Genomic DNA, 21,202 nt, shown 5'->3' with positions numbered 1-21,202 from the left:
ATCTAGGGAATCGGTGCGCCCGGAGAACGTCATAGGGGCGATGGCGGCCGCTGTAAAGCGCGCCGCGAGGTCGAAAGGTTCCCCGGACAGGGCCAAAAAATGGCTTAAAGAGGCCCTCTCTTACCTGGCCGAGGCGGACCGCGACTGCAAAAACAGGGACCTCGATAAAAGGGTTATCCTGGAATCTCTTGTGGTGAGATTATCTGAGCTTGGCGAGCTTGCTTAGGATGCGCGCTCTCTTGCGCGATACCGTATTCCTGTGCAACATGCCCTTGGAGCGCGCCTTGTCAAGTTTGGAGACGAGGGAGATACCGAGTTTTTTGGCCTCATCGGCCTTTTTCGCGGCCAGAGCCATCGTGAACTTCTTGGTTAAGGACTTAAGCTCGGTCTCGACCTTCTGGTTCCTAGCGCGTTTCTTCTTGTCCTGGCGTATAGCTTTGAATGCGGACTTTAAATTAGGCAATCCTGTTTCTCCTTTCGAGTTACGATTTTGTAAAAATACCATATAAGGCGGGAAATGTCAACACATAAATCTCTGGCGAAATCGGCGGGAGTGATAGGCCTGGGTATATCCGCGAGCCGCATCCTGGGTTTCATAAGGGATATCATCATAGCCGCGATGTTCGGGACCACGCTGTACGCGGACGCCTTTTTCACCGCCTTCAGGATCCCTAACCTCTGGCGCGACCTGGTCGGGGAAGGGGCCGCGAACGCGGCTTTCGTGCCGGTCCTCAGCGGGTATGCCGCCAACAAGAGCAAAGAGGAATTCTGGGAGCTGGCGCGCATAATCCTCAACGTCATGGTGATCGTCCTGGCCGTGATAACGCTCCTGGGCATTATCTTCGCCCCGCTTATAGTCTCGGCCATCGCGTGGGGGTTCCTCGGCAATCCCGAAAAATTCAAACTTACCGTCACGCTTACGCGAATGATGTTCCCCTATATCTTCCTGATAGGCCTGACCGCGTATGCGACCGGCGTGCTTAATTCCCGGAAGTTATTCGGCGCGACATCTTTCAGCCAGCCGCTGTGGAACTTAGTCTTTATATTGAGCGCGATCTTCATTTGCCCTCTAATGAAGGAGCCGGTCACCGGGCTGGCGATAGGCGTCCTCCTGGGCGGGATAGTGCAATTGGCCGTCCAGCTGCCTCCTTTAATGAAGATGGGCATGGGCTGGCCGCGTTTTGACAGGTTCAAGCATCCGGCCTCGAACGAGATAGGCAGGCTTCTTTTGCCCAGGGTATTCGGCTCGAGCGTATACCAGCTTAACGTATTCTTGGATACCGCGCTCGCCTCGCTTTCGGATATAGTCGGGAAGGGCGCCATATCCGCCATCAATTACGCGAACAGGCTCTGGCTTTTGCCCCTGGCCATATTCAGCACCGCGTTCTCCCAGGCGATGCTTCCGACGCTCTCCGAACACGCCGCGCGAAACGAGATGGAAAAATTCAAGCAGGCGCTTTCATTCTCGCTCAGGGCGGTCTTTTTTATAACCATACCCGCGGCCGTGGGGCTTATGGCGTTGTCAGAGCCGATAGTGCGGGCGCTCTTCCAAAGGGGTTCTTTCGACGCCTATTCGACGAGCATAACCGCGCCGGTGCTCTTTTATTTTTCGATAGGCCTGTGCGCTTACGCCGGGGTAAAGCCGCTCGTCTCGGCGTTCTATTCGCTTAAGGACACGCGGACCCCGGTGAAGAACGCGGTGATGGTCTTCCTGCTGAACGCCGCGCTCAACTTCATATTGATGTTCCCGATGAAGGTAAACGGGCTGGCGCTCGCCACGTCGCTCGCCAGCATCTTCAACTTCTTTTCTTTGTATTTTCTCCTGAGGAAGAAGATAGGCCCGCTCGGCGGCCGAGAGATATTCGTCTCGTTCGTGCGCGCCGCTATTCCGGGCGCCATAATGGCCGTCGTCCTTATCCTGCTCAACGTTAACCTGCAGCTCAGGCCGGTGCCGAAACTGGCCGTTATCATCCCGGCCGGGGCAGCCTCGTTCTTTATCGCCTGCCTCATATTCGACGTGAAAGAGTTCAAGGGATTCGTGAAATGGATATTAAGGAGAGGCTGAGGGCGCCAGTCCTGATGAAATTCACTGAATTTCTCAGGGATATACCCGACCAACCCGGCGTTTATATATTCAAGGCCGGCGGCGGGGAAGTGTTATACGTCGGCAAGGCGTCGTCGCTGCGCGACAGGGTGCGATCGTATTTCCAGAGGTCAAAAGACCACGGCCCGAGGATAGGCGCCCTCGTAAAAAATATCAGCGGCATCGATTGGGTCCCGACCGCGACAGAGGCCGAGGCGCTGCTCTACGAATCCAACCTCATAAAAGAATACCAGCCGAAATACAACGTCGACCTCCGCGACAGCAAGACTTACCCGCTTATAAAGATAACCATGGCCGAGGAATTCCCCCGCGTAATGACCGCCCGCGGGAGGAAGAGCGACGGGTCGCTCTATTTCGGGCCGTACACCGACGCGGCGCTATTGCGCGCGGCGATAAAATCCATTCGGAAAGTGTTCCCGTTCTGCACGTGCAGGCCGATGCCAAAAAGGGCGTGCGCCTATCACGATATGGGGTTATGCCCGGCGCCTTCCGAGGGGAAGATATCGAAGGAGGATTATCTTGAAAATATTAAAGGGATAATCCTTTTTATCGGGGGAAAGAAGAACGAATTGGTAAAGGGGCTATCAGGGAAGATGGAACAGCTCGCCGCCGAAAAGAAGTTCGAGGAGGCGGGAAAGGTCCGCGACCGGATCGAGGCTTTAAGCGAGATGATAGCGAAACGGCCGAGGCACGATTCGGCGGTCCAATTGGGCGAGCTCAGGTCTGTCCTCGGGTTGAAAGAGGAGCCGAAATATATCGAGGCGTTCGATATATCCAATATCAAGGGAGAGGAAGCCTGCGGCTCGATGGTCACGTTTAGGGGCGGCAGGCCCGAGAAATCGAAATACAGGATGTTCAAGATACGCGAGGTCGAGGGCCAGGACGATTACGCGATGATGCGCGAGGTGGTAAGGCGCCGGTATACAGGATCGTTAAAAGAGAAGCTTCCTGCGCCGGACCTGATAATCATAGACGGGGGAAGGGGCCACCTCTCGGCAGCGGCGCAGGAGATGAAGGCGGCCGGCCTAAAGGGCGTCCCAATTATCGGTATTGCAAAAACCTTCGAGCACATATATACTTTAGACAAGGATATGCCGGTCGCGCTTCCGCCGTCATCGAAGGCGCTGCAGTTGATACAGCGGATACGCGACGAATCGCATAGGTTCGCGATAAGGTACCATCATATTTTGAGGCGAAAGGCGCTGGTCGGTGAAAAAAGAACGAAGAAGGTCCAAAGGCGTAAAAAAGTCCGAGCTGTTTGACGGATGCACGGAGTTTGAAGTCTGCGTCTATAAGTGTATCATGAAGATACCCTCCGGCGAGACGCGCACCTACGCGTGGGTCGCCGAAAAGATCGGCAAGCCTAAAGCCACCCGCGCCGTCGCGCAGGCGCTCCACCGCAACCCTTGGCCGTTGTTCATCCCCTGCCACCGCGTAATCGAATCGAACGGAAAGATCGGCGGATATGCCTACGGCATCGAGCTTAAGCGTCTTTTCCTGTCAATGGAAAAGAAGGGCGCGACTTTTTACGTCGGCGCCGATTTGTTGCCTAAGCGCAAATGACCCTTGATTCAAAGACGGTAAAACATCTGCTGATCGGGGAATTTACCTTAAAGAGATTCCTCATCTCGATACTCGAAATATATCTCTTACTGCTTGTGTATGCTTTCTTCTTTTCCGGCAACCTGACCTTCTATCCCCACCCCTCGTCTTATAAGGACGGGCCCGGGATCATAAAACTGAAAGTTACGGATAGTGTGCGGATCTCCGCAGCATATCTGCCCGCCAAAGACGCCAAGTTTGTCATCTTATACAGCCACGGTAATGCCGAAGATGTCGGAGACCTTATGCCGCTAATGGAATTATTCAGGGACCACGGCTTTTCGACTTTATCCTACGACTATGAAGGTTACGGGACGAGCATGGGCAGGCCCTCGGAAAAGGCCGTTTACAGGGATATCGAAGCGGCTTATCGTTACTTAGTCAACGACCTAAAGATCGACCCAAGCCGTATAATAATCCAGGGGCGCTCTATCGGGAGCGGCGCGGCAGTCGAACTTGCCTCAAAGGAGAAAGCGGCCGGATTGATCATTGAAAGTGGGTGCGTCTCGGCGTTCAGAGTAAGGACGGTGATCCCGCTTGCGCCGTTTGACAGGTTTAATAATATAACGAAGATCGGGAATATCCATTATCCAGTCTTGGTAATGCACGGCAGGAAAGATACGATAATGCCTTTCTGGCACGGCCGGGCTTTGTTCAAAAAGGCAAATCAGCCGAAGATGTGTTTATGGGTGGACGGCGCCGGCCATAACGATTTCTTCTGGGTCGCCGGTGATAATTATTGGAAAGCCGTCAAAGAATTTACGGCGCTTATAAAATAATTATTATTGGAAATGAAGAGGAGGCAAAATGAAAAAAATCATAGTTTGTGTTCTATTGTCATTTATTATTAGCTTGAGTGCAAATGCCGAAGAATCTAACGATACATTTATTCATTACAGATGGAGCGGCGGATACTCGCCTTTAAAAAATTCAGAATTAATTATGACAAAAGATGGAAAAGCAAGAGTTGTATATGCAAGATGCATTATGGATGGAGAGGAGTCTTTTAGTTACGAATTTAATCTAGATAAAAATGAACTTTATTCCTTAAGGGCATTAGTTAAAGCCGTGGATTTTTTTAATCAGCCAGAAACTTCATCAGAGCACGTTATAGATGCAGGTGAATCAACTTTATATGTACATTTAGGCGAACGGGATAGAACAATTCATTTTCAGCTAGGTTTAAATATTGAGCCTTTACGTCTAGAGTTAGATAAAATAATTTCGCAAGGTATTATTATTACGGAAATTAATACAAAGGAAGATGTATATGAGGCAATGATTGCTTGCTCTCCGTATTTTGCGGGTCGGAAAATCTATTCTCCTCAATATTTAAAAGATCCTTTGGAAGAATTTATAACAAAGAACAATAATAAGCAGAAACTTGAATATGCGTTGACCGCTTTGTCTTGGCTTCTAACGCAAGAACAATGGCTGGGATTTATTGCTTCGCAAATTGAGAACTCAAACGAAAGTCACAAATTACTCCTATTGAAAATTCTAGGTTCGCATCCTTTCTATGGTAACATACCAGAGAAACAGGCTCAAATTTTGTTACCATATTTAATTTATGTAATCGATTCGCATTATGCAGCAAAAAAACCTTTATCTCAGGAAACTGATGAAACGCTCCGTATGCTTTGGGTATTTGTAGCATGCAAAGGAGACGAGCAAATATTACCAGTTTTGGAAAAGCTTTCTAAGTCCAATAATGAATTAACAATTAAATGGTCTAAGTGGGCGGTAGAAAACATTAAGGGTAGAATGGAGGAGCTCAAGAATAAAAAGTAAGAATAGCCTGGCGTCCCACTCGTTCTAAAATGACAAATATCCCTCTCCCCAAATGGGAAGGGGGACATTTTTTTAAGATTTTTGAAAGAAATCCCCTCCTTTTGTCGTCTATATATGTATGCAGAAAGGAGGATATTATGTCCAGCATAGTTTCTGCACAAGTAATAGCGGCGAAAATCTTGTTTATCAGAGGTAAAAAGGTAATGCTTGATGGCGATCTAGCCGTGATTTATGGAGTAAAAACCGGCAGATTAAATGAACAAGTGAAAAGAAACCTTAAAAGATTTCCGGAAGATTTCATGTTTCAACTGACCAAAGGGGAAGCCCTAAACTTGATGTCGCAAAATGCGATTTCAAGTTGGGGCGGCATAAGAAAACTTCCTCGTGTTTTTACGCAAGAAGGAGTTGCCATGCTTTCAAGCGTATTAAACAGTGAACGCGCTATTATGGCCAATATTCAGATTATGCGCGCTTTTGTCCAATTAAGGCATTTGCTATTAACTAGCTCAGATCTCAGGCGCAAAATTGAGGCGATGGAGAAAAAATACGATAAGCAATTTGCGATAGTATTTCAGGCCATAAAAGAGCTGTTCGAGCCGCCGGAAAAGCCGAAACGCCAGATCGGGTTTAGAGCGGAGTAAAAACTTAAGGCAAGAACGGTCGCAAATAAACAGCACGTAGACCGTTGTGTCGTTGCAGGGCTTTGTTGGCCATCTGGTTTAAGCGGGTGACTGCCGACGGAGCCCTTGTCCGCGAACCATAGTGAGCGGGCGAGGTGCTCGGCAGGCAGGACCCGCCCGAACTTAGATTAACCCTCCAATTACGCTTGTTTTATCCCCCCTAAACTGGTATAATTTTAATCCTGTAAATGCGTTACGGAGGAGTACTATGCTTGAGGAGCTTAAGAAGAGGATAAAGCAGGCGCAAGAGACATTAGCCAACCTGCGGAGGTATCTTTGACCTCGATGCCGCAGGGAAGAATATAGCGGGATTTGAAGGGAAGATGGCCGCCCCGGGCTTCTGGGACGACCAGCAGAAGGCCAACAAGATAATCGCCGAAATGAAGTCGCTAAAGGCCCGCCTTGATCCGTGGCAGGCGTGCAGCAAAGAGCTCGAGGAGCTTTCAGGGCTCGCCGAGATAACCGAAAATTCAGACGAAGCCTCGATATCCCAGCTTTCAAAAGACCTGGACGCCTTAGCGAACAAGATAAACCGCATCGAATTTACCGCTTTATTCTCGGGCGAGCACGATAAGTCCGGCGCCATACTTTCCATTAACGCGGGTGCCGGCGGCACCGAGTCGTGCGACTGGGCGGCGATGCTCTTCAGGATGTATACCCGCTACGCGCAGAACAAGGGACATAAGGTTGAAGTCCTCGACTATCTGGCCGGAGAAGAAGCCGGCGTCAAGAACGTCACGATGCTGGTAAAAGGCGATTATGCTTTCGGCTACCTGAAGTCAGAGCGTGGCGTACATCGTTTAGTCAGAATATCGCCATTCGATTCGAATAAAAGGCGGCACACATCGTTCGCCTCGGTAGATGTCATCCCCGAGGTCGAGGAGGAGGCGGATATCCAGATCGACGAGAAGGACCTGCGCATAGATGTCTACCGCGCATCCGGTCCCGGCGGGCAGGGCGTCAACACGACAGACTCGGCGGTGCGCATTACCCATATCCCGACCGGGCTCGTCGTCCAGTGCCAGAACGAGCGCTCGCAGTTGAAGAACAAGCATTCGGCGATGAAAGTGCTGAAGGCGCGGCTCTTCGAGAAGAAACAACGGGAGCAGGAAGAAAAAATAAAGTCGATGTATTCGGAGAAACAAAAGATAGAATGGGGCAGCCAGATACGCTCTTACGTGCTGCACCCGTACATGATGGTAAAGGACCACAGGACGGAATACGAGACCGGGAAGGCGAACCAGGTGATTGACGGCGAACTTGACGAATTGATAGAGGCGTATGTTAAATTTTCAGCCGGCAAGGTCCCGCCTCAGCGGGAGAAAAACTAAGGATATAGAATGATAGGAAAGATATTTTCAGCGGTTGTGGGTACCCATAACGACAGGGAGCTTAAGCGGCTTAAGCCCAAGATGGAGCTTATTACTTCACTTGAGCCGAGGATCTCCAAGCTCTCCGATGCCGAACTGCGAGCGAAGACCGCCGAATTCAAGGCGAAGATCAAAGAACGGCTCAAGGATATCGATCTCAAGGGTCTCGAGAAGGCCGAGCGGCGCAAGACAGAGACTGAGGTCCTCGAGGAGGTATTGCCCGAGGCTTTCGCGGTCGTGCGCGAAACCAGTAAGAGGGTCACCGGGATGCGCCATTTCGACGTCCAGCTTATCGGCGGCATCGTCCTGCACGAAGGAAAGATAGCGGAGATGGCGACCGGCGAAGGAAAGACGCTCGTCGCCACATTGTCGGCATATTTGAACGCCCTGACCGGGCTCGGCGTCCATATCGTCACAGTGAACGATTACCTCGCGAAACGCGACAGGTACTGGATGGGGCCGATATTCGAGTTCCTCGGGCTGACGGTCGGGATGATCCAGCACGATATGAACGACAGGGACCGTCAGGCCGCGTATAACAGCGATATAACCTACGGCACGAACAACGAATTCGGTTTCGATTACCTGCGCGACAATATGAAGTACCGGCTCGAAGATATGGTCCAGCGGCCGCTGCATTACGGCATCGTCGACGAGGTCGACTCGATACTTGTCGACGAAGCGAGGACGCCCCTCATAATATCCGGCCCTGCCGAAGAGTCGACCGACAAATATTATAAAGCCGCGAACATCGTAAGGGGCCTCGAGAAGGGCGAGAAGGACCAGGAGACGAAGGAAGAGTCCGGCGATTACATAGTCGACGAGAAAGGCCACAGCGTCTGGATGACCGAACAGGGCGAGACGAAGGTCGTCAAGGCCTGGGGGCTCAAGGATATGCATTCGATGGAATCTGTCGAGGAGCGGCATTGCGTCGAGAAGGCGCTCCTTGCCAAAGAGCTTTATAAGCGCGACGTGCAGTACCTCATCAAGGACGGCGAGGTCATAATCGTCGACGAATTCACCGGCCGCATGATGCCGGGCAGGAGATGGTCGGACGGGCTGCACCAGGCGGTCGAGGCGAAAGAGGGCGTTAAGATCGAGAGGGAGAACCAGACCCTCGCTACGATAACGTTCCAGAATTATTTCAGGATGTTCGACAAGCTCGCCGGCATGACCGGCACGGCCGCGACAGAGGCCAACGAATTCAGCCAGATATATAAACTCGACGTTATCGTGATACCGACGAACAGGCCGCTCATAAGGGCGAACCATCCGGACAGCATTTATAAATCCGAAAAAGAGAAATTCAATGCCGCTGCCGACGAGATCGCGCAGTTATACGAGAAGGGCCAGCCGGTGCTGGTCGGAACGATCTCGATAGATAAATCCGAGCGCCTGAGCAACATGCTTCAGCGCCGCGGGATACCGCACCAGGTCTTGAACGCGAAATACCACGAGTCGGAGGCGCACATAGTCGCGCAGGCCGGGCGGTATAAGGCGATCACCATCGCGACGAACATGGCAGGCCGCGGCACCGATATTTTGCTCGGCGGCAACGCGGAATACATGGTCTATGACTATTTCAAGCAGAAAGGGATCGAGCCCGAGGCGATCGATCCTAAAGAGAAATCCGAGATGATGGCGAAGTTCAAGGCGAAGGTCGAAGATGAGCATAATAAAGTCATAGCGGTCGGGGGCCTGCATGTCCTCGGCACCGAACGCCACGAGGCGCGGCGCATCGATAACCAGCTCCGCGGCAGGTGCGGACGCCAGGGTGACCCGGGTTCATCGAGGTTCTATCTCTCGCTCGAGGACGACCTGATGAGGATATTCGGCTCGGACAGGATAAAATACATAATGGAAAAATTAGGGATGGAAGAGGGCCAGCCGATAGAACATCCCATCGTCTCGAAGTCGATAGAGACCGCGCAGAAACGCGTCGAGGCGCATAACTTTGAGATAAGGAAGCAATTGCTCGAATATGATAACGTCATGAACAAGCAGAGGGAAGTCATCTACTCCGAGAGGCGCGCGATACTCGAGGGCAAGGACATCAAGGAATATATCGCCGCGATGATAGAGAACGGCCTCGACTCGGCGATGGATATTTACCTGAACGAGAAGACGCACCATGAGGAGTGGGATGCCAAGGGATTCTCGGAATGGTTCCGCGGCAAGTTCGGGTTCAGCCTCCCGGCGGACCAGGGCGGATCGTTTGCCGGCCCGCGCCATGACATAAGGGCGAGGCTCCTCGATATAATAAATAAGTTTTACGAGAAGAGGGAGTTCGTCCTCGGCGCGGACGTGGCCAGGCATATCGAGAAGACGATACTGCTCGACATGATCGATTCGAAATGGAAGGACCATCTTTATACGATGGACCTGCTAAAGGAAGGCATAGGCCTGCGCGCGTACGGACAGGTCGACCCGCTCGTCGAATACAAGAACGAGGGCTTCGCGATGTTCGAGGAGATGATGAACAGGATACAGGATGACGCCCTCGAGTTCATCTTTAAGGTGCAGGTGGCGACCCAGGAGAAGCCGAGGGGCGTCTTCGAATCCGTCCCCCAGCAGATGATACACAGGGAGATGGGTTCGCTCGCCTCGAGGATACCCCAATCACAGGGCGGCGAGCCGGTCGAGGCGAGGCCGCCGGACGCGAAACAGGCGCCCCTCGAAAGGGAAGCTCCGAAAGTGGGCAGGAACGACCCGTGCCCGTGCGGGAGCGGAAAGAAATATAAAAAATGCTGCGGCGCTTAGTTTTTTTACCGTTACTCTCTGCATTATTGCTGACGCTGTCGTATCCGGCGTTCAATTTCTCGTTTTTGGCGTGGTTCGCTCTGATACCGATGCTTATCGCGATCCGCGGCGAGAAACCGTGGCAGGCATTCTTTACCGGCTGCATAACAGGGTTATTGTTCTTCGGCGCCACGTTGTACTGGGTCGGATATGTGGCGATAATAGGAATAGCCGTCCTGGCGGTATACCTGGCTTTCTTCTTCGGGATATTTGCCGTCGGCGTAGACATACTCGCGATGCAGTTCGAAAAACCGCGCTTAAGGTTCGCGTTGCTCGTGAGCTGCCTCTGGGTGGCGGTTGAGTTCCTTAGGAGCCACCTCTTTACCGGCTTCGGGTGGGCGCTGCTCGGGCATACGCAGTGGGAGACGCTGCCGATAATCCAGATAGCCGATGTGACCGGAGCGTACGGCGTCTCGTTTTTGATAGTCTTTACCAACGTCCTCATATCATCGAAGATAAAGAAGAAGATAAAAGGCCATAAGCCGGAGCCGAGATACCTGGCTCTGCTGGTGATAGCGCTTATCATCGTCGCGGTATACGGATATTACAGGGTCGACCGGAAGTTCGAGGGCGAGACAGTCAAGATATCGGTAATACAAGGGAACATCCCGCAGTCGGAAAAATGGGACGAAAGATATGCCGATGCGATATTGAATAAATATATAAACCTTACAAAAGAGGCGGCAAAGGACAAGCCGGACCTGATAATCTGGCCCGAGACGTCTGTCCCGGGATTCCTCGAGACCGACCAGGCCCTGCGCGACAAGGTCACCGCCCTCGCGAAAGAGGTCAATACATATTTGTTGGTCGGGACGCAGACCGAGAGGGTGCCGCAGAAGGTGCGTTATTTCAACAGCGCCGTCCTGATATCGAACAAGGGCGAGATGGTCAGGCGCTACGATAAGATACACCTCGTGCCGTTCGGCGAATATGTGCCGCTGGGCAACAGCTTCTTGTCTTTCATAAAGAAGCGCTACGATATGGGCGAGGATTATACGGCGGGGAAGGATTATACGATATTCGAGATACCGACGCAGAAGGGCGAAGTCCTGAGCGGAGCGAAGGGCAAGCAGGTGAAATTCGGCGTCCTGATATGTTTTGAGGATGTCTTCCCCGAGATATCGAGGAATTTTGTGCGGCTGGGCGCGGACTTCCTGGTCGTGATAACCAACGACGCGTGGTATATGAAGACCGCGGCGCCGTTCCAGCACGCGCAACCCTCGGTCTTCCGCGCGGTCGAGAACAGGGTCAATGTGGTAAGGTGCGCGAATACCGGCTATTCATGTTTTATAAACCAGGCCGGGAAGATCACGCAGGAGGTGAAGGATCTTAAAGGGGATAAGATATTCGTGACGGGTTTTGCGGCCGCGCATATAACCCCGGGAAAGGCCCGGACCCTGTATTTGAAATACGGGGATGCCTTTGCCTGGCTATGCGCCGGGGTTTTTTTGTTTGACTTAACCCTTTATTTTATTTATAATTATGTCAAGTCTGCGCGACTAAGGCGGAAAAATTGGAAGAAATAAACGACCTAATAAAACAGAGATTGATCAAGCTCGAGAACCTGCGGGCGAAGGGCATAAACCCTTACGGCGGGAAATTCTCTAAGTCGGCCAATATCAACGAGTTATTGGCGGATTTCGAGGACGCCGCAGCCCGGTCCAGGGAAGTCACGGTCGCCGGCCGGGTAATGGCCGTGCGCTCGCACGGAAAGTCCTGCTTTATCGACGTCAAGGATTCGACCGCGAAGATACAGAATTACATAAAGGCCGCCGAGCTTTCAGAGGCCGGCAGGACAGCTTTCGAGAACCTCGATATCGGCGACATCGTCGGGATAAAGGGCAAGGCCTTCAAGACGAGGACCGGCGAACCGACGCTGCATGTAGAAGAGTTCACGATGCTGTCGAAATCGATAAGGCCGCTGCCGGAGAAATGGCACGGACTCAAGGATATAGAGACGCGTTACCGCCAGAGATACGTCGACCTCATCGTCAACGACGAGGTAAAAAAGGTCTTTGAGCTGCGCATCAAGATGATCGCGCGGATAAGGGCTTTCCTCGACGGAAAGGGTTTCCTCGAGGTCGAGACGCCGATGATGCAGACGATGCCGGGAGGCGCCACCGCGAAACCTTTCAAGACGCACCACGAGGCGCTCGGCATAGACCTCTACATGAGGATAGCGCCGGAGCTTTACCTGAAGCGGCTTTTGGTCGGCGGCTTCGAGAGGGTATATGAGATAAACAGGAATTTCAGGAACGAGGGGATATCGCCGCGGCACAATCCCGAGTTCACGATGATAGAGGTCTACCAGGCCTACGCGAATTGCGATGATATGATAGACCTGACCGAGGAGCTCATACTGGATTCCGCGCAGCACCTCTTCGGCAAGTATAAGATAGCGCACGGCGACGGGGAGCTGGACCTGTCGCCGCCCTGGGACAGGATACCTTTCCGCGAGGCGATATTGAAATATTCCGGGATAGATTACAAGAAGGAAAAAGACCTGAGGAAAGTCGCGAAGGAGATGGGGCTCGATATAGGGGACGCGAAGCTCGACGAGGAGGTCGCGAACAAGATATTCGAGAAGACGGTCGAGCCGAAGCTCGCGAAACCCACGTTCATAATAGATTACCCGGCGATACTGTGCCCGCTCTCGAAGAAGAAACCCGGCGAGCCGGACCTGACAGAAAGGTTCGAGTTGTTCATATCGGCGCAGGAACTGGCGAACGCGTATTCCGAGCTTAACGACCCGATAGAGCAGAAGTCGCGGTTCGAGGACCAGGCGAAAGGCCCTGAGGCGGAGATGAAGACTATCGACGAGGATTTTGTCCGCGCGCTCGAGTACGGTATGCCTCCGGCCGGCGGTCTCGGCATCGGGATAGACAGGCTGGCGATGCTCTTCGCCAATCGCGATTCGATAAAGGATGTAATACTCTTTCCGCAGCTTAAACCGGAACAGCAGTGATCAAATAAATTTTTGGATATGCGTTACGAACTGTTGGTGGCCTCGAGATACCTCCTTGCTAAGCGCAGGGAGAAGTTCATATCGATAATCAGCCTGATCTCGGTGCTGGGCGTCGCGGTCGGGGTCTGCGCGCTCATAGTCGTCATCGGTGTCATGACCGGCTTCGATAACGAGCTGCGCGATAAGATAATCGGCGCGAATTCCCATATCATCGTAGAGCAGGAAGGCGGGATCGAGGATTCCGCCGCGCTTATCAAGAAAATAAAGACCGAGCCCCACGTTGTTTCCGCTTCACCTTTCCTCGACGGCCAGGCGTTAATCAGGGCGAAGGATACGATGCAGGGCGTCTCGATAAGGGGCATCGTCTCCGCCGATGAAGCCAGGGTCTCGAAGCTCGGCTCATATGTAATGTCCGGCTCCATGTCTGCGCTCAAGGGCGGCGGCATGCTGATAGGCACCGAGATGGCGCGGAGGTTCGGCCTCAGGCTCGGCGACACGGTCTCGGTCCTTTCGCCTCTGGACGGCTCGTCGAAAGATTTCAAGGTAGCGGGGACGTTCAATTCGGGTTATTACGAATATGATTCCTCGCTCGCTTTCATAGACCTGAGGGACGCGCAGGAGCTTTTCGGCGCCGAGGGCAAGGTCGGGGGGATCGGGATAAGGATAGACGACGAATTACTCGCGCCGCAAGTCAGGGTCAGGTTACAAAAAGAATTGGGTTTTCCTTTTTACGTAAAGACATGGATAGACCTGAACAGGAGCCTCTTCTCGGCGCTTAAGCTCGAGAAGCTGGCGATGTTCTGGATACTGGCGCTGATAGTCACGGTCGCGTGCTTTAATATCGCGGCGACGATGATAATGGTCGTGATGGAGAAGACGAAAGATATCGGGATACTAAAGGCGATAGGCGCCGCCAATAATTCCATAAGGCTGATATTCACCCTCCAGGGATTCATAGTCGGCGCGATAGGGACCGCGCTCGGCGTGGCCGGTGGGCTCGGCCTCGGGTATCTCCTCGAGAAGTACCAGTTCATAAAGCTCCCGAGGGATATCTATTACATAGACAGGTTCCCCGTGGATATACAATACACGGATGTGGCCGCGATAGTCGTCGCGGCCCTGGCTATAAGTTTGCTGGCTTGCCTATATCCCGCTTGGCAGGCGTCCCGGCTCAACCCGGTTGACGCGCTGAGGTACGAATGAGATGATAGAGGCCAGGGCGCTGCGGAAGGTCTATAAGAACGGAGCGAAAGAGCTCGAGGTGCTTAAAGGAGTAGACCTAAAAGTCAAAAGGAGCGAGGTCCTTGCGGTCCTCGGGCCGTCCGGGGCCGGCAAATCGACCCTGCTCCATCTTTTAGGCGGCCTCGATTCGCCGACTGCCGGCGAGGTCCTGATAGGCGGCACCGATATATACGCGCTCGGCGACAACGAGCGCGCGAAAATAAGGAACAGGAAGATAGGTTTCGTTTTCCAATTCTACCACCTGCTCCCGGAGTTTGACGCGCTGGAGAATGTGATATTGCCGCTAATGATAAAAGGCGGCGGAAGGGACCTGCGGGAGAGGGGAGCCGGATTATTGAAAGCGGTAGGGCTCGAAGATAGGATGAACCACAGGCCGGGGCAGTTATCCGGCGGGGAACAGCAGCGCGTGGCGATAGCCAGGGCGTTAATAAACGAGCCGGAACTCCTCCTTTGCGACGAGCCGACCGGCAACCTCGATTCTGAGTCGGGGGAGAATATAATAGAATTGTTGTGGGAACTCAATAAAAGTCGTAAAATGACATTAATGATAGTGACCCATGACGCGCAGATAGCCAAGGCCGCGCAGAGGGTCCTGCACATAAGGGACGGAAAAATAATCCAATGACAAGGAGAACAAAATGGCACTGAAAATCTATATCGACGGTAAATTCCACCAGAGCGAGGACGCGAAGATCTCGGTCTTCGACCACGGACTGCTCTACGGCGACGGTGTCTTCGAGGGCATCCGCACCTACGACGGGCTTATCTTCAAGATGAAGGAGCATATCGACAGGCTCTACCAGTCGGCGCACGCCATCATGCTTGAGATCCCTATGTCCAAGGAAGAGATGACCGAGGCGGTCAAGAAGACCCTGCGCGAGAACGAACTGAAGGATTCTTATATCAGGCTTATCGTCACGCGCGGCATCGGCGACCTCGGGTTAGATCCGAGAAAATGCGCCAAACCGACCGTCATCATCATCACCGACAAGATCAAGCTGTACCATCAGGAATTATACGATAAGGGCCTTGAGATCGTGACCATCTCTACGCAGAGGAATATCCACGAGTCTGTCAACCCGCAGATCAAGTCGCTCAATTACCTTAACAATATCCTCGCAAAGGTCGAGGCGATCAACGCGGGCGTCGAGGAGGCGGTCATGCTCAATTCCGAGGGTTATGTCGCGGAATGCACCGGCGATAATATCTTCATCGTCAAGAATGGCGCGATCTTCACGCCGCCCGTTCACAGCGGCGTCCTGCGCGGTATCACGCGCGGCGCGGTCATCGATATCGCGCACTTAAAGGAGATCCCCATCCACGAGGAGGTCATGACAAGGTACGACCTCTTCAACGCGGATGAGATGTTCCTTACCGGGACCGCGGCCGAGATCATCCCTGTCGTCAAGATGGACAGGCGCAAGATCGGCGACGGCAAGCCCGGGAAGATGACGGCGAAACTCATAACGGAATTCCATAAGCTGACAAAGGTCGACGGCGTGAGGTTCTGATGATCTGCCAGGTCTGCGGCAAGAACGAGGCTACGGTCGAGTTCACCGAGATAATAGACGACGAGGTGAAACAGCTCCACCTTTGCGGCGGGTGCGCGAAGGAGAAGGGCATCGAGATGGAGCAGAACTTCAGCATCTCCGACCTCCTTGCCGGGATAAGCGGACTCGGCGAGAAGCCGTCCGGCGGAGAGCCCCTGTTAAAATGCGGCAAATGCGGCATGACATACACGGACTTCCAGAAGATAGGCCGGCTGGGCTGCGGCGAATGCTACAGCGCGTTCAGGACAAACCTCCTGCCGCTTTTGAAACGCATCCACGGCTCGACCAGGCACATCGGGAAATCGCCCAAGGAGATCGACGAGACAGACGGGAAGAAGAAGATATCCGAGGCGCAGGAATTGCGGCAGAAGCTTCAGCGCGCCATCGATATGGAGGAGTTCGAGGAGGCCGCCAGGCTCCGCGACCGGATAAGGGCGCTCGAAAAGAAGGCGAAAGACAAACCATGACGCTCGGCGAACTCTGGGGCCAGACAGGCGAATGGCTTAGAGGCACCGGCCCGGACACGGATATAATAATGTCCTCGCGGATAAGGCTGGCCAGGAACCTGGCCAAATACCCTTTCCCGCACTGGGCTTCGGCCGAACAGCTCGAGGGTGTCATCTCGGATTTTGAGGGCGCCTATAAGAAGGCGGATTATTTTAAAGGGGCCTTATTTTTAAGGATCGATGAGCTCGACAGCATAGAAAAGCAGATGCTGATCGAGAGGCATCTTATAAGCAGGGAGCACATAGCCAATCCCGAGCATAAGGCGGTCCTCATAAGCGAACGCGAGGTAATAAGCATCATGGTAAACGAGGAGGACCATCTTCGCATACAGGTCCTCCAGTCGGGCTTCAACCTGCACGACACGTGGAAGCTCGCGGACAAGATAGACGAGGAATTGGAGCAGAACCTCGAATTCGCCGTCTCATCCGACCTGGGTTACCTGACATGCTGCCCCACTAACGTCGGGACCGGATTAAGGGCGTCATGCATGGCGCACCTCCCGGCGCTGGTGATGACGAAACAGGCCGGCAGGATCATTCAGGCGATAAGCAAGCTCGGGATGACGGCGCGCGGCCTCTTCGGGGAGGGGACCGAGGCATACGGGAATTTTTTCCAGATATCGAACCAGGTCACTCTCGGGCATTCGGAGGAAGAGACAGTCGACAGCCTCGAGAGGATAATGAAACAGATAATAGAGCAGGAGAACACGGCAAGGAATTCCGTCTTCGCGAACCAGAAGCTGCTTTTGGAGGACCGGATATCGAGGTCTCTGGCCGGACTGAAGAGCGCCAAGCTCATAAGCAGCGAAGAGGCGCTGAACCTGCTTTCGATAATAAGGCTAGGCGCGGACTTAAGGATGATAAAAGGCCCGGACCGCAACATGCTAAACGATCTTTTTATACAGATACAACCCGCCCACCTCCAGAAGAAGGAAGGCAAGCGCCTTTCGGCCGAGGAGAGGGACGCGGTGCGCGCGGAATTTATCTCGAGGAAATTCAATATATAGTCGGTATTTTCAGGAGGATGGTCGATGAACATGTTTTCAAGATTTACCGAAAGGGCGAGGAAGGTGATAATCCTCGCGAAGGAAGAAGCCAAGAGGTTCAACCACGATTACATAGGGACGGAACATATACTGCTCGGGTTGATAAAAGAGGGCGAGGGCGTCGCGGCCGCGGTCCTGCAGAACCTGGGGCTGAGCCTTGAGGCGATACGCCTCGAGGTCGAGAAGATAGTCCAACCCGGCCCGCCGACCGTCGTCTCCGGAGATATCCCTTTTACCCCGAAAGCGAAGAAGGTCATCGAACTCGCGACAGATGAAGCCAGGAACCTCGGGCATAACTATATCGGCACCGAACACCTGCTACTTGGCCTTATACGCGAGGGCGAGGGCGTGGCCAGCCAAGTTCTAACCAACTTAGGCCTCGACCTCAACAGGGTCAGGCAGGAGGTCATGTCTCTTCTCGGCTCCGCTTCTCCGGGTTTTACGCAGCAGCAGGCCCAGGCAAAGACCAAGACCCCGTCATTGGACGCGTTCGGCAGGGACCTGACGACGCTTGCCCGCGACGGGAAGCTCGACCCGGTGATCGGACGTAAAGACGAGATAGAACGCGTCATCCAGATACTCTCGCGCAGGACGAAGAATAACCCTGTCCTCCTCGGCGAGGCAGGCGTCGGCAAGACCGCGATAGTCGAGGGGCTGGCCCAGAAGATCATAAAGGGCGATATCCCGGAGATCCTCCGCGACAAGAGAGTGATAATACTCGACCTCGCGATGATGGTCGCCGGCACGAAATACAGGGGCCAGTTCGAGGAGCGCATAAAGGCCGTGATGGACGAGATAAAACGGTCGGAAAATATAATCATATTTATAGACGAGCTGCATACGCTGGTAGGGGCCGGAGGGGCCGAAGGCGCGATAGACGCGTCCAACATCCTTAAGCCGGCGCTCTCGCGCGGCGAGATACAATGCATCGGCGCGACGACCCTCGACGAATTCAGGAAGCACATAGAGAAAGACGCTGCGCTGGAGCGCAGGTTCCAGACGATCATGGTCGAGCCGCCCAGCGTCGACGAGACGATAGAGATATTGAAGGGCTTGAGGGATAAATACGAGGCTCACCACAAGGTGAAATTCACCGACGAGGCGTTAGTGGCCGCGGCCAAGCTTTCCGACCAGTATATATCCGGGCGCTACCTCCCCGATAAGGCGATAGACCTGATAGACGAAGCCGGTTCCCGCGCGCGGTTGAACGTGATGACTACCCCGCCCGACATCAAAGAAGTCGAGAAGGAGATGGACCAGATACGGAAAGAGAAAGAGGCCGCGGTAAAAGGGCAGGACTTCGAGAAGGCGGCGGGCCTGCGCGATACGGAACGCGAATTGAAGGGCCGGCTAGAGAAGGTCCGGAAGGAATGGTCGAAATCGAAGGCCGAGGCGTATCCGCAGGTGAGCGAGGAAGATATCGCCGAAATAGTCGCGAAATGGACCGGTATCCCGATCGTAAAACTCGAGGAGAAGGAGAGCGTAAAACTCCTCAAGATGGAAGAGGACCTCCACGGGCGCGTCATCGGGCAGGATGAGGCGATAAACGCGATAGCAAACGCCGTTAGGCGTTCGCGCGCCGGCCTCAAAGATCCGAAACGCCCCATAGGCTCGTTCATCTTCCTCGGGCCGACCGGCGTCGGAAAGACCCTTCTCGCGAAGGCGCTCGCCGGGTTCATGTTCGGCGATGAGGACGCTATAATCCAGGTCGACATGTCCGAGTATATGGAGAAGTTCAACGTCTCGAGGCTGGTCGGAGCGCCGCCGGGATACGTGGGATACGAGGAAGGAGGGCAGCTTACCGAGAAGGTGAGGCGCCGCCCGTATTCGGTCGTCCTGCTCGATGAGATCGAGAAGGCGCATCCCGACGTATTCAATATACTTTTGCAGGTCCTGGAGGAGGGCAGGCTCACCGATTCTTTCGGGAGGCGGGTGGATTTCAAGAATACGATAGTTATCATGACCTCTAACCTAGGCGCCGAGATGTTCAAGAAGCAGGGCTCACTCGGATTCAAGTCCGAGAAGGAAGAGATGACCTACCAGACGATGAAGACGAAACTTCTCGACGAGGTCAAGAGGACTTTCAAGCCCGAGTTCCTCAACAGGGTCGACGATATAATAGTATTCAAGCCGCTCACCAAGGACGACCTCTATAAGATCGTGGAACTGGAAGTCGCCGAGGTGAAGGACAGGCTCAAGGAGCAGCACGGCATAATCATCGATCTCAATAAAGGGGCCATCGATTTCATGATCGAAAAGGGGTTCGATCCCGTATACGGCGCGAGGCCGATAAAGAGGACGATACAGAGGTTCCTCGAGGACCCTCTTGCCGAAGAGATAATCTCCGGCAGGTTGCAGAAGGGAAGTACCGTTAAGGTAGGCGCGAAAGCAGGCCATCTGGCTTTTGAGTAAACCGAAAGCGGTGTCGATTTGAGACACAGACCAAGGCCGGCGCTGGTCATCCTGGGATTAGCGGCGCTGGTCGTGCTCGTATTCATAGATCTGCAGGGCAACTATTTTTTCAGGGAATTCAGGGCCAGGTCCCTCGCCATAATGAGGGAGAAGATCGGGCTCGAAGGCGAGATAGGCGGCCTAGAGGGAGGGATATTCAGGGGTATCGTCCTCAAGGACGTCAGGCTCTACGGCGCGCCTCCCTCGCAGGCTAAACGGGTCTTCTTCTCTTCGGAGGCGATCGAACTTAATTACCGGTTATGGGACATAGCCCTCGGGAAATACGGCAAGCTGGAGAAGATAACTTTCGTATCGCCTAAGATATATTTTTTCGGAGCGGAGAATAAGCTGCCTCCGGTCCCGAAGGTCTTCGAGCCGGCGTGGAAAAAGATGGCAGTGTCGATAAAGGACGGCTCTTTTTATAATGCCCAGGAAGTCCCGGTCGTAACGGAGGTGAACGGCGATTTCAAGTTGAGCGAGCGCGGCATAGAATCGCAGAACATGGCCGCCAATATCCTGGGGCAGAGGTTAACGGGAAAAGGCAGTGTCGGCTTCCCGGTAGAGAGGTCGGCGGTAAAAATGGAGGGTTTGATAAAGGGCCAGGGCTACACGCTGAGGCTCCAGCTCGACGGCGTCCTCGACAAAGTGTTCGTGCGCGGCTCTTTTGATATATTCGATAAGCTGAACCTGGATTTCTCGGGCAGTATCGCCAAGACCGACGGGGCGCTGGCCTTCAATGATTTCAAGTTCGGACCGAAAGCGATAGTGAGCGGCGTCCTCCAGATGGCGGAGAAGGGTTTTCGCATAAACTTGTATCCGGAGGACGTAAGCGGCAACGCTACAGCGATGGGAGAAGTCAGCAGGTTCTGCATATCGGGGGACTTCGCGAAATTTCCCTATTTCACCCTGACGGTGAACGCCAATCATCTCAAGGCGATGGGATTCGATATCCTGTCGAATTATTACATTACCGGCAGGCTTAATTATGACGCGAACAATAAACTCGAGTCGGTGACCGGTGATTTCAGCACTTCCGGTTCGGTGATAAATTACGATCCGGTAAGGGAGGTAAAGGGCGCGTATGAATTCAAGGACG

19 protein-coding genes are annotated in these 21,202 nt (G+C 53.5%); 18 read left to right on the top strand and 1 reads right to left on the bottom strand.

Annotated features, from left to right (window positions below):
• Positions 1–226, top strand: a 226-nt coding sequence (locus WC317_07130; GenBank protein MFA5339900.1) for a hypothetical protein, incomplete at its 5' end; no start/stop codon positions are given.
• On the opposite strand, the gene rpsT is transcribed toward WC317_07130, so the two are convergent.
• A complete protein-coding gene (gene rpsT / locus WC317_07125) occupies positions 200–463 on the bottom strand; it encodes a 30S ribosomal protein S20 (protein ID MFA5339899.1) in 264 nt (87 codons plus the stop codon). The genes WC317_07130 and rpsT overlap by 27 nt on opposite strands.
• A 54-nt stretch (positions 464–517) precedes the next feature.
• On the opposite strand from rpsT, the gene murJ reads away from it, so the two are divergent.
• From murJ to WC317_07040, 17 genes are all read left to right on the top strand, one after another.
• Entirely contained in the window at positions 518–2,065 is a 1,548-nt protein-coding gene (gene murJ / locus WC317_07120) for a murein biosynthesis integral membrane protein MurJ (protein MFA5339898.1), read from the top strand.
• A 14-nt stretch (positions 2,066–2,079) separates the two neighbouring features.
• Positions 2,080–3,366 carry an excinuclease ABC subunit UvrC gene (locus tag WC317_07115; GenBank protein MFA5339897.1) on the top strand — a complete coding sequence of 429 codons (1,287 nt, stop codon included), beginning with the start codon at positions 2,080–2,082 and terminating at the stop codon, positions 3,364–3,366.
• Positions 3,314–3,667, top strand: a complete 354-nt coding sequence (locus WC317_07110; protein ID MFA5339896.1) for an MGMT family protein — start codon at positions 3,314–3,316, stop codon at positions 3,665–3,667. The genes WC317_07115 and WC317_07110 overlap by 53 nt, the downstream gene beginning before the upstream one ends.
• The gene (locus WC317_07105) at positions 3,664–4,485 is read left to right on the top strand and encodes an alpha/beta hydrolase (GenBank protein ID MFA5339895.1); all 822 of its coding nucleotides are present in this window, start codon (positions 3,664–3,666) and stop codon (positions 4,483–4,485) included. The genes WC317_07110 and WC317_07105 overlap by 4 nt, the downstream gene beginning before the upstream one ends.
• Before the next feature lie 28 nt (positions 4,486–4,513).
• Positions 4,514–5,497, top strand: a complete 984-nt coding sequence (locus WC317_07100) for a hypothetical protein (GenBank protein MFA5339894.1) — start codon at positions 4,514–4,516, stop codon at positions 5,495–5,497.
• Between the two features lie 137 nt (positions 5,498–5,634).
• Positions 5,635–6,138: an ORF6N domain-containing protein gene (locus WC317_07095; protein MFA5339893.1), complete on the top strand. Its 504-nt coding sequence runs from the start codon at positions 5,635–5,637 to the stop codon at positions 6,136–6,138.
• 247 nt (positions 6,139–6,385) lie between these two features.
• A protein-coding gene (prfB, locus tag WC317_07090) for a peptide chain release factor 2 (protein ID MFA5339892.1) occupies positions 6,386–7,508 on the top strand; the annotation gives its coding sequence in 2 pieces (ribosomal slippage) (positions 6,386–6,445 and positions 6,447–7,508; 1,122 coding nt in all).
• 9 nt (positions 7,509–7,517) lie between these two features.
• The gene (secA, locus tag WC317_07085; protein ID MFA5339891.1) at positions 7,518–10,307 is read left to right on the top strand and encodes a preprotein translocase subunit SecA; all 2,790 of its coding nucleotides are present in this window, start codon (positions 7,518–7,520) and stop codon (positions 10,305–10,307) included.
• The gene (gene lnt / locus WC317_07080) at positions 10,292–11,872 is read left to right on the top strand and encodes an apolipoprotein N-acyltransferase (GenBank protein ID MFA5339890.1); all 1,581 of its coding nucleotides are present in this window, start codon (positions 10,292–10,294) and stop codon (positions 11,870–11,872) included. The genes secA and lnt overlap by 16 nt, the downstream gene beginning before the upstream one ends.
• Entirely contained in the window at positions 11,860–13,311 is a 1,452-nt protein-coding gene (gene lysS, locus WC317_07075; GenBank protein ID MFA5339889.1) for a lysine--tRNA ligase, read from the top strand. The genes lnt and lysS overlap by 13 nt, the downstream gene beginning before the upstream one ends.
• A gap of 18 nt (positions 13,312–13,329) precedes the next feature.
• Positions 13,330–14,514, top strand: a complete 1,185-nt coding sequence (locus WC317_07070; protein ID MFA5339888.1) for a lipoprotein-releasing ABC transporter permease subunit — start codon at positions 13,330–13,332, stop codon at positions 14,512–14,514.
• A gap of 1 nt (position 14,515) precedes the next feature.
• Positions 14,516–15,178, top strand: a complete 663-nt coding sequence (locus WC317_07065; protein ID MFA5339887.1) for an ABC transporter ATP-binding protein — start codon at positions 14,516–14,518, stop codon at positions 15,176–15,178.
• A gap of 13 nt (positions 15,179–15,191) precedes the next feature.
• Positions 15,192–16,064 carry a branched-chain-amino-acid transaminase gene (gene ilvE / locus WC317_07060; protein MFA5339886.1) on the top strand — a complete coding sequence of 291 codons (873 nt, stop codon included), beginning with the start codon at positions 15,192–15,194 and terminating at the stop codon, positions 16,062–16,064.
• Positions 16,064–16,570 carry a UvrB/UvrC motif-containing protein gene (locus tag WC317_07055; protein MFA5339885.1) on the top strand — a complete coding sequence of 169 codons (507 nt, stop codon included), beginning with the start codon at positions 16,064–16,066 and terminating at the stop codon, positions 16,568–16,570. Before ilvE ends, WC317_07055 begins: the two co-directional genes overlap by 1 nt.
• Positions 16,567–17,616 carry a protein arginine kinase gene (locus WC317_07050; protein MFA5339884.1) on the top strand — a complete coding sequence of 350 codons (1,050 nt, stop codon included), beginning with the start codon at positions 16,567–16,569 and terminating at the stop codon, positions 17,614–17,616. The genes WC317_07055 and WC317_07050 overlap by 4 nt, the downstream gene beginning before the upstream one ends.
• A 30-nt stretch (positions 17,617–17,646) precedes the next feature.
• Positions 17,647–20,067, top strand: coding sequence for an ATP-dependent Clp protease ATP-binding subunit (locus tag WC317_07045; GenBank protein ID MFA5339883.1), 2,421 nt, complete (start codon positions 17,647–17,649; stop codon positions 20,065–20,067).
• A gap of 18 nt (positions 20,068–20,085) precedes the next feature.
• Positions 20,086–21,202, top strand: a 1,117-nt coding sequence (locus tag WC317_07040) for a hypothetical protein (protein MFA5339882.1), incomplete at its 3' end; no start/stop codon positions are given.

Source organism: Candidatus Omnitrophota bacterium, from assembly GCA_041653595.1.
Taxonomy (GTDB): domain Bacteria; phylum Omnitrophota; class Gorgyraeia; order Pluralincolimonadales; family Pluralincolimonadaceae; genus Pluralincolimonas.
This window is presented reverse-complemented; position numbering and strand designations above follow the sequence as displayed.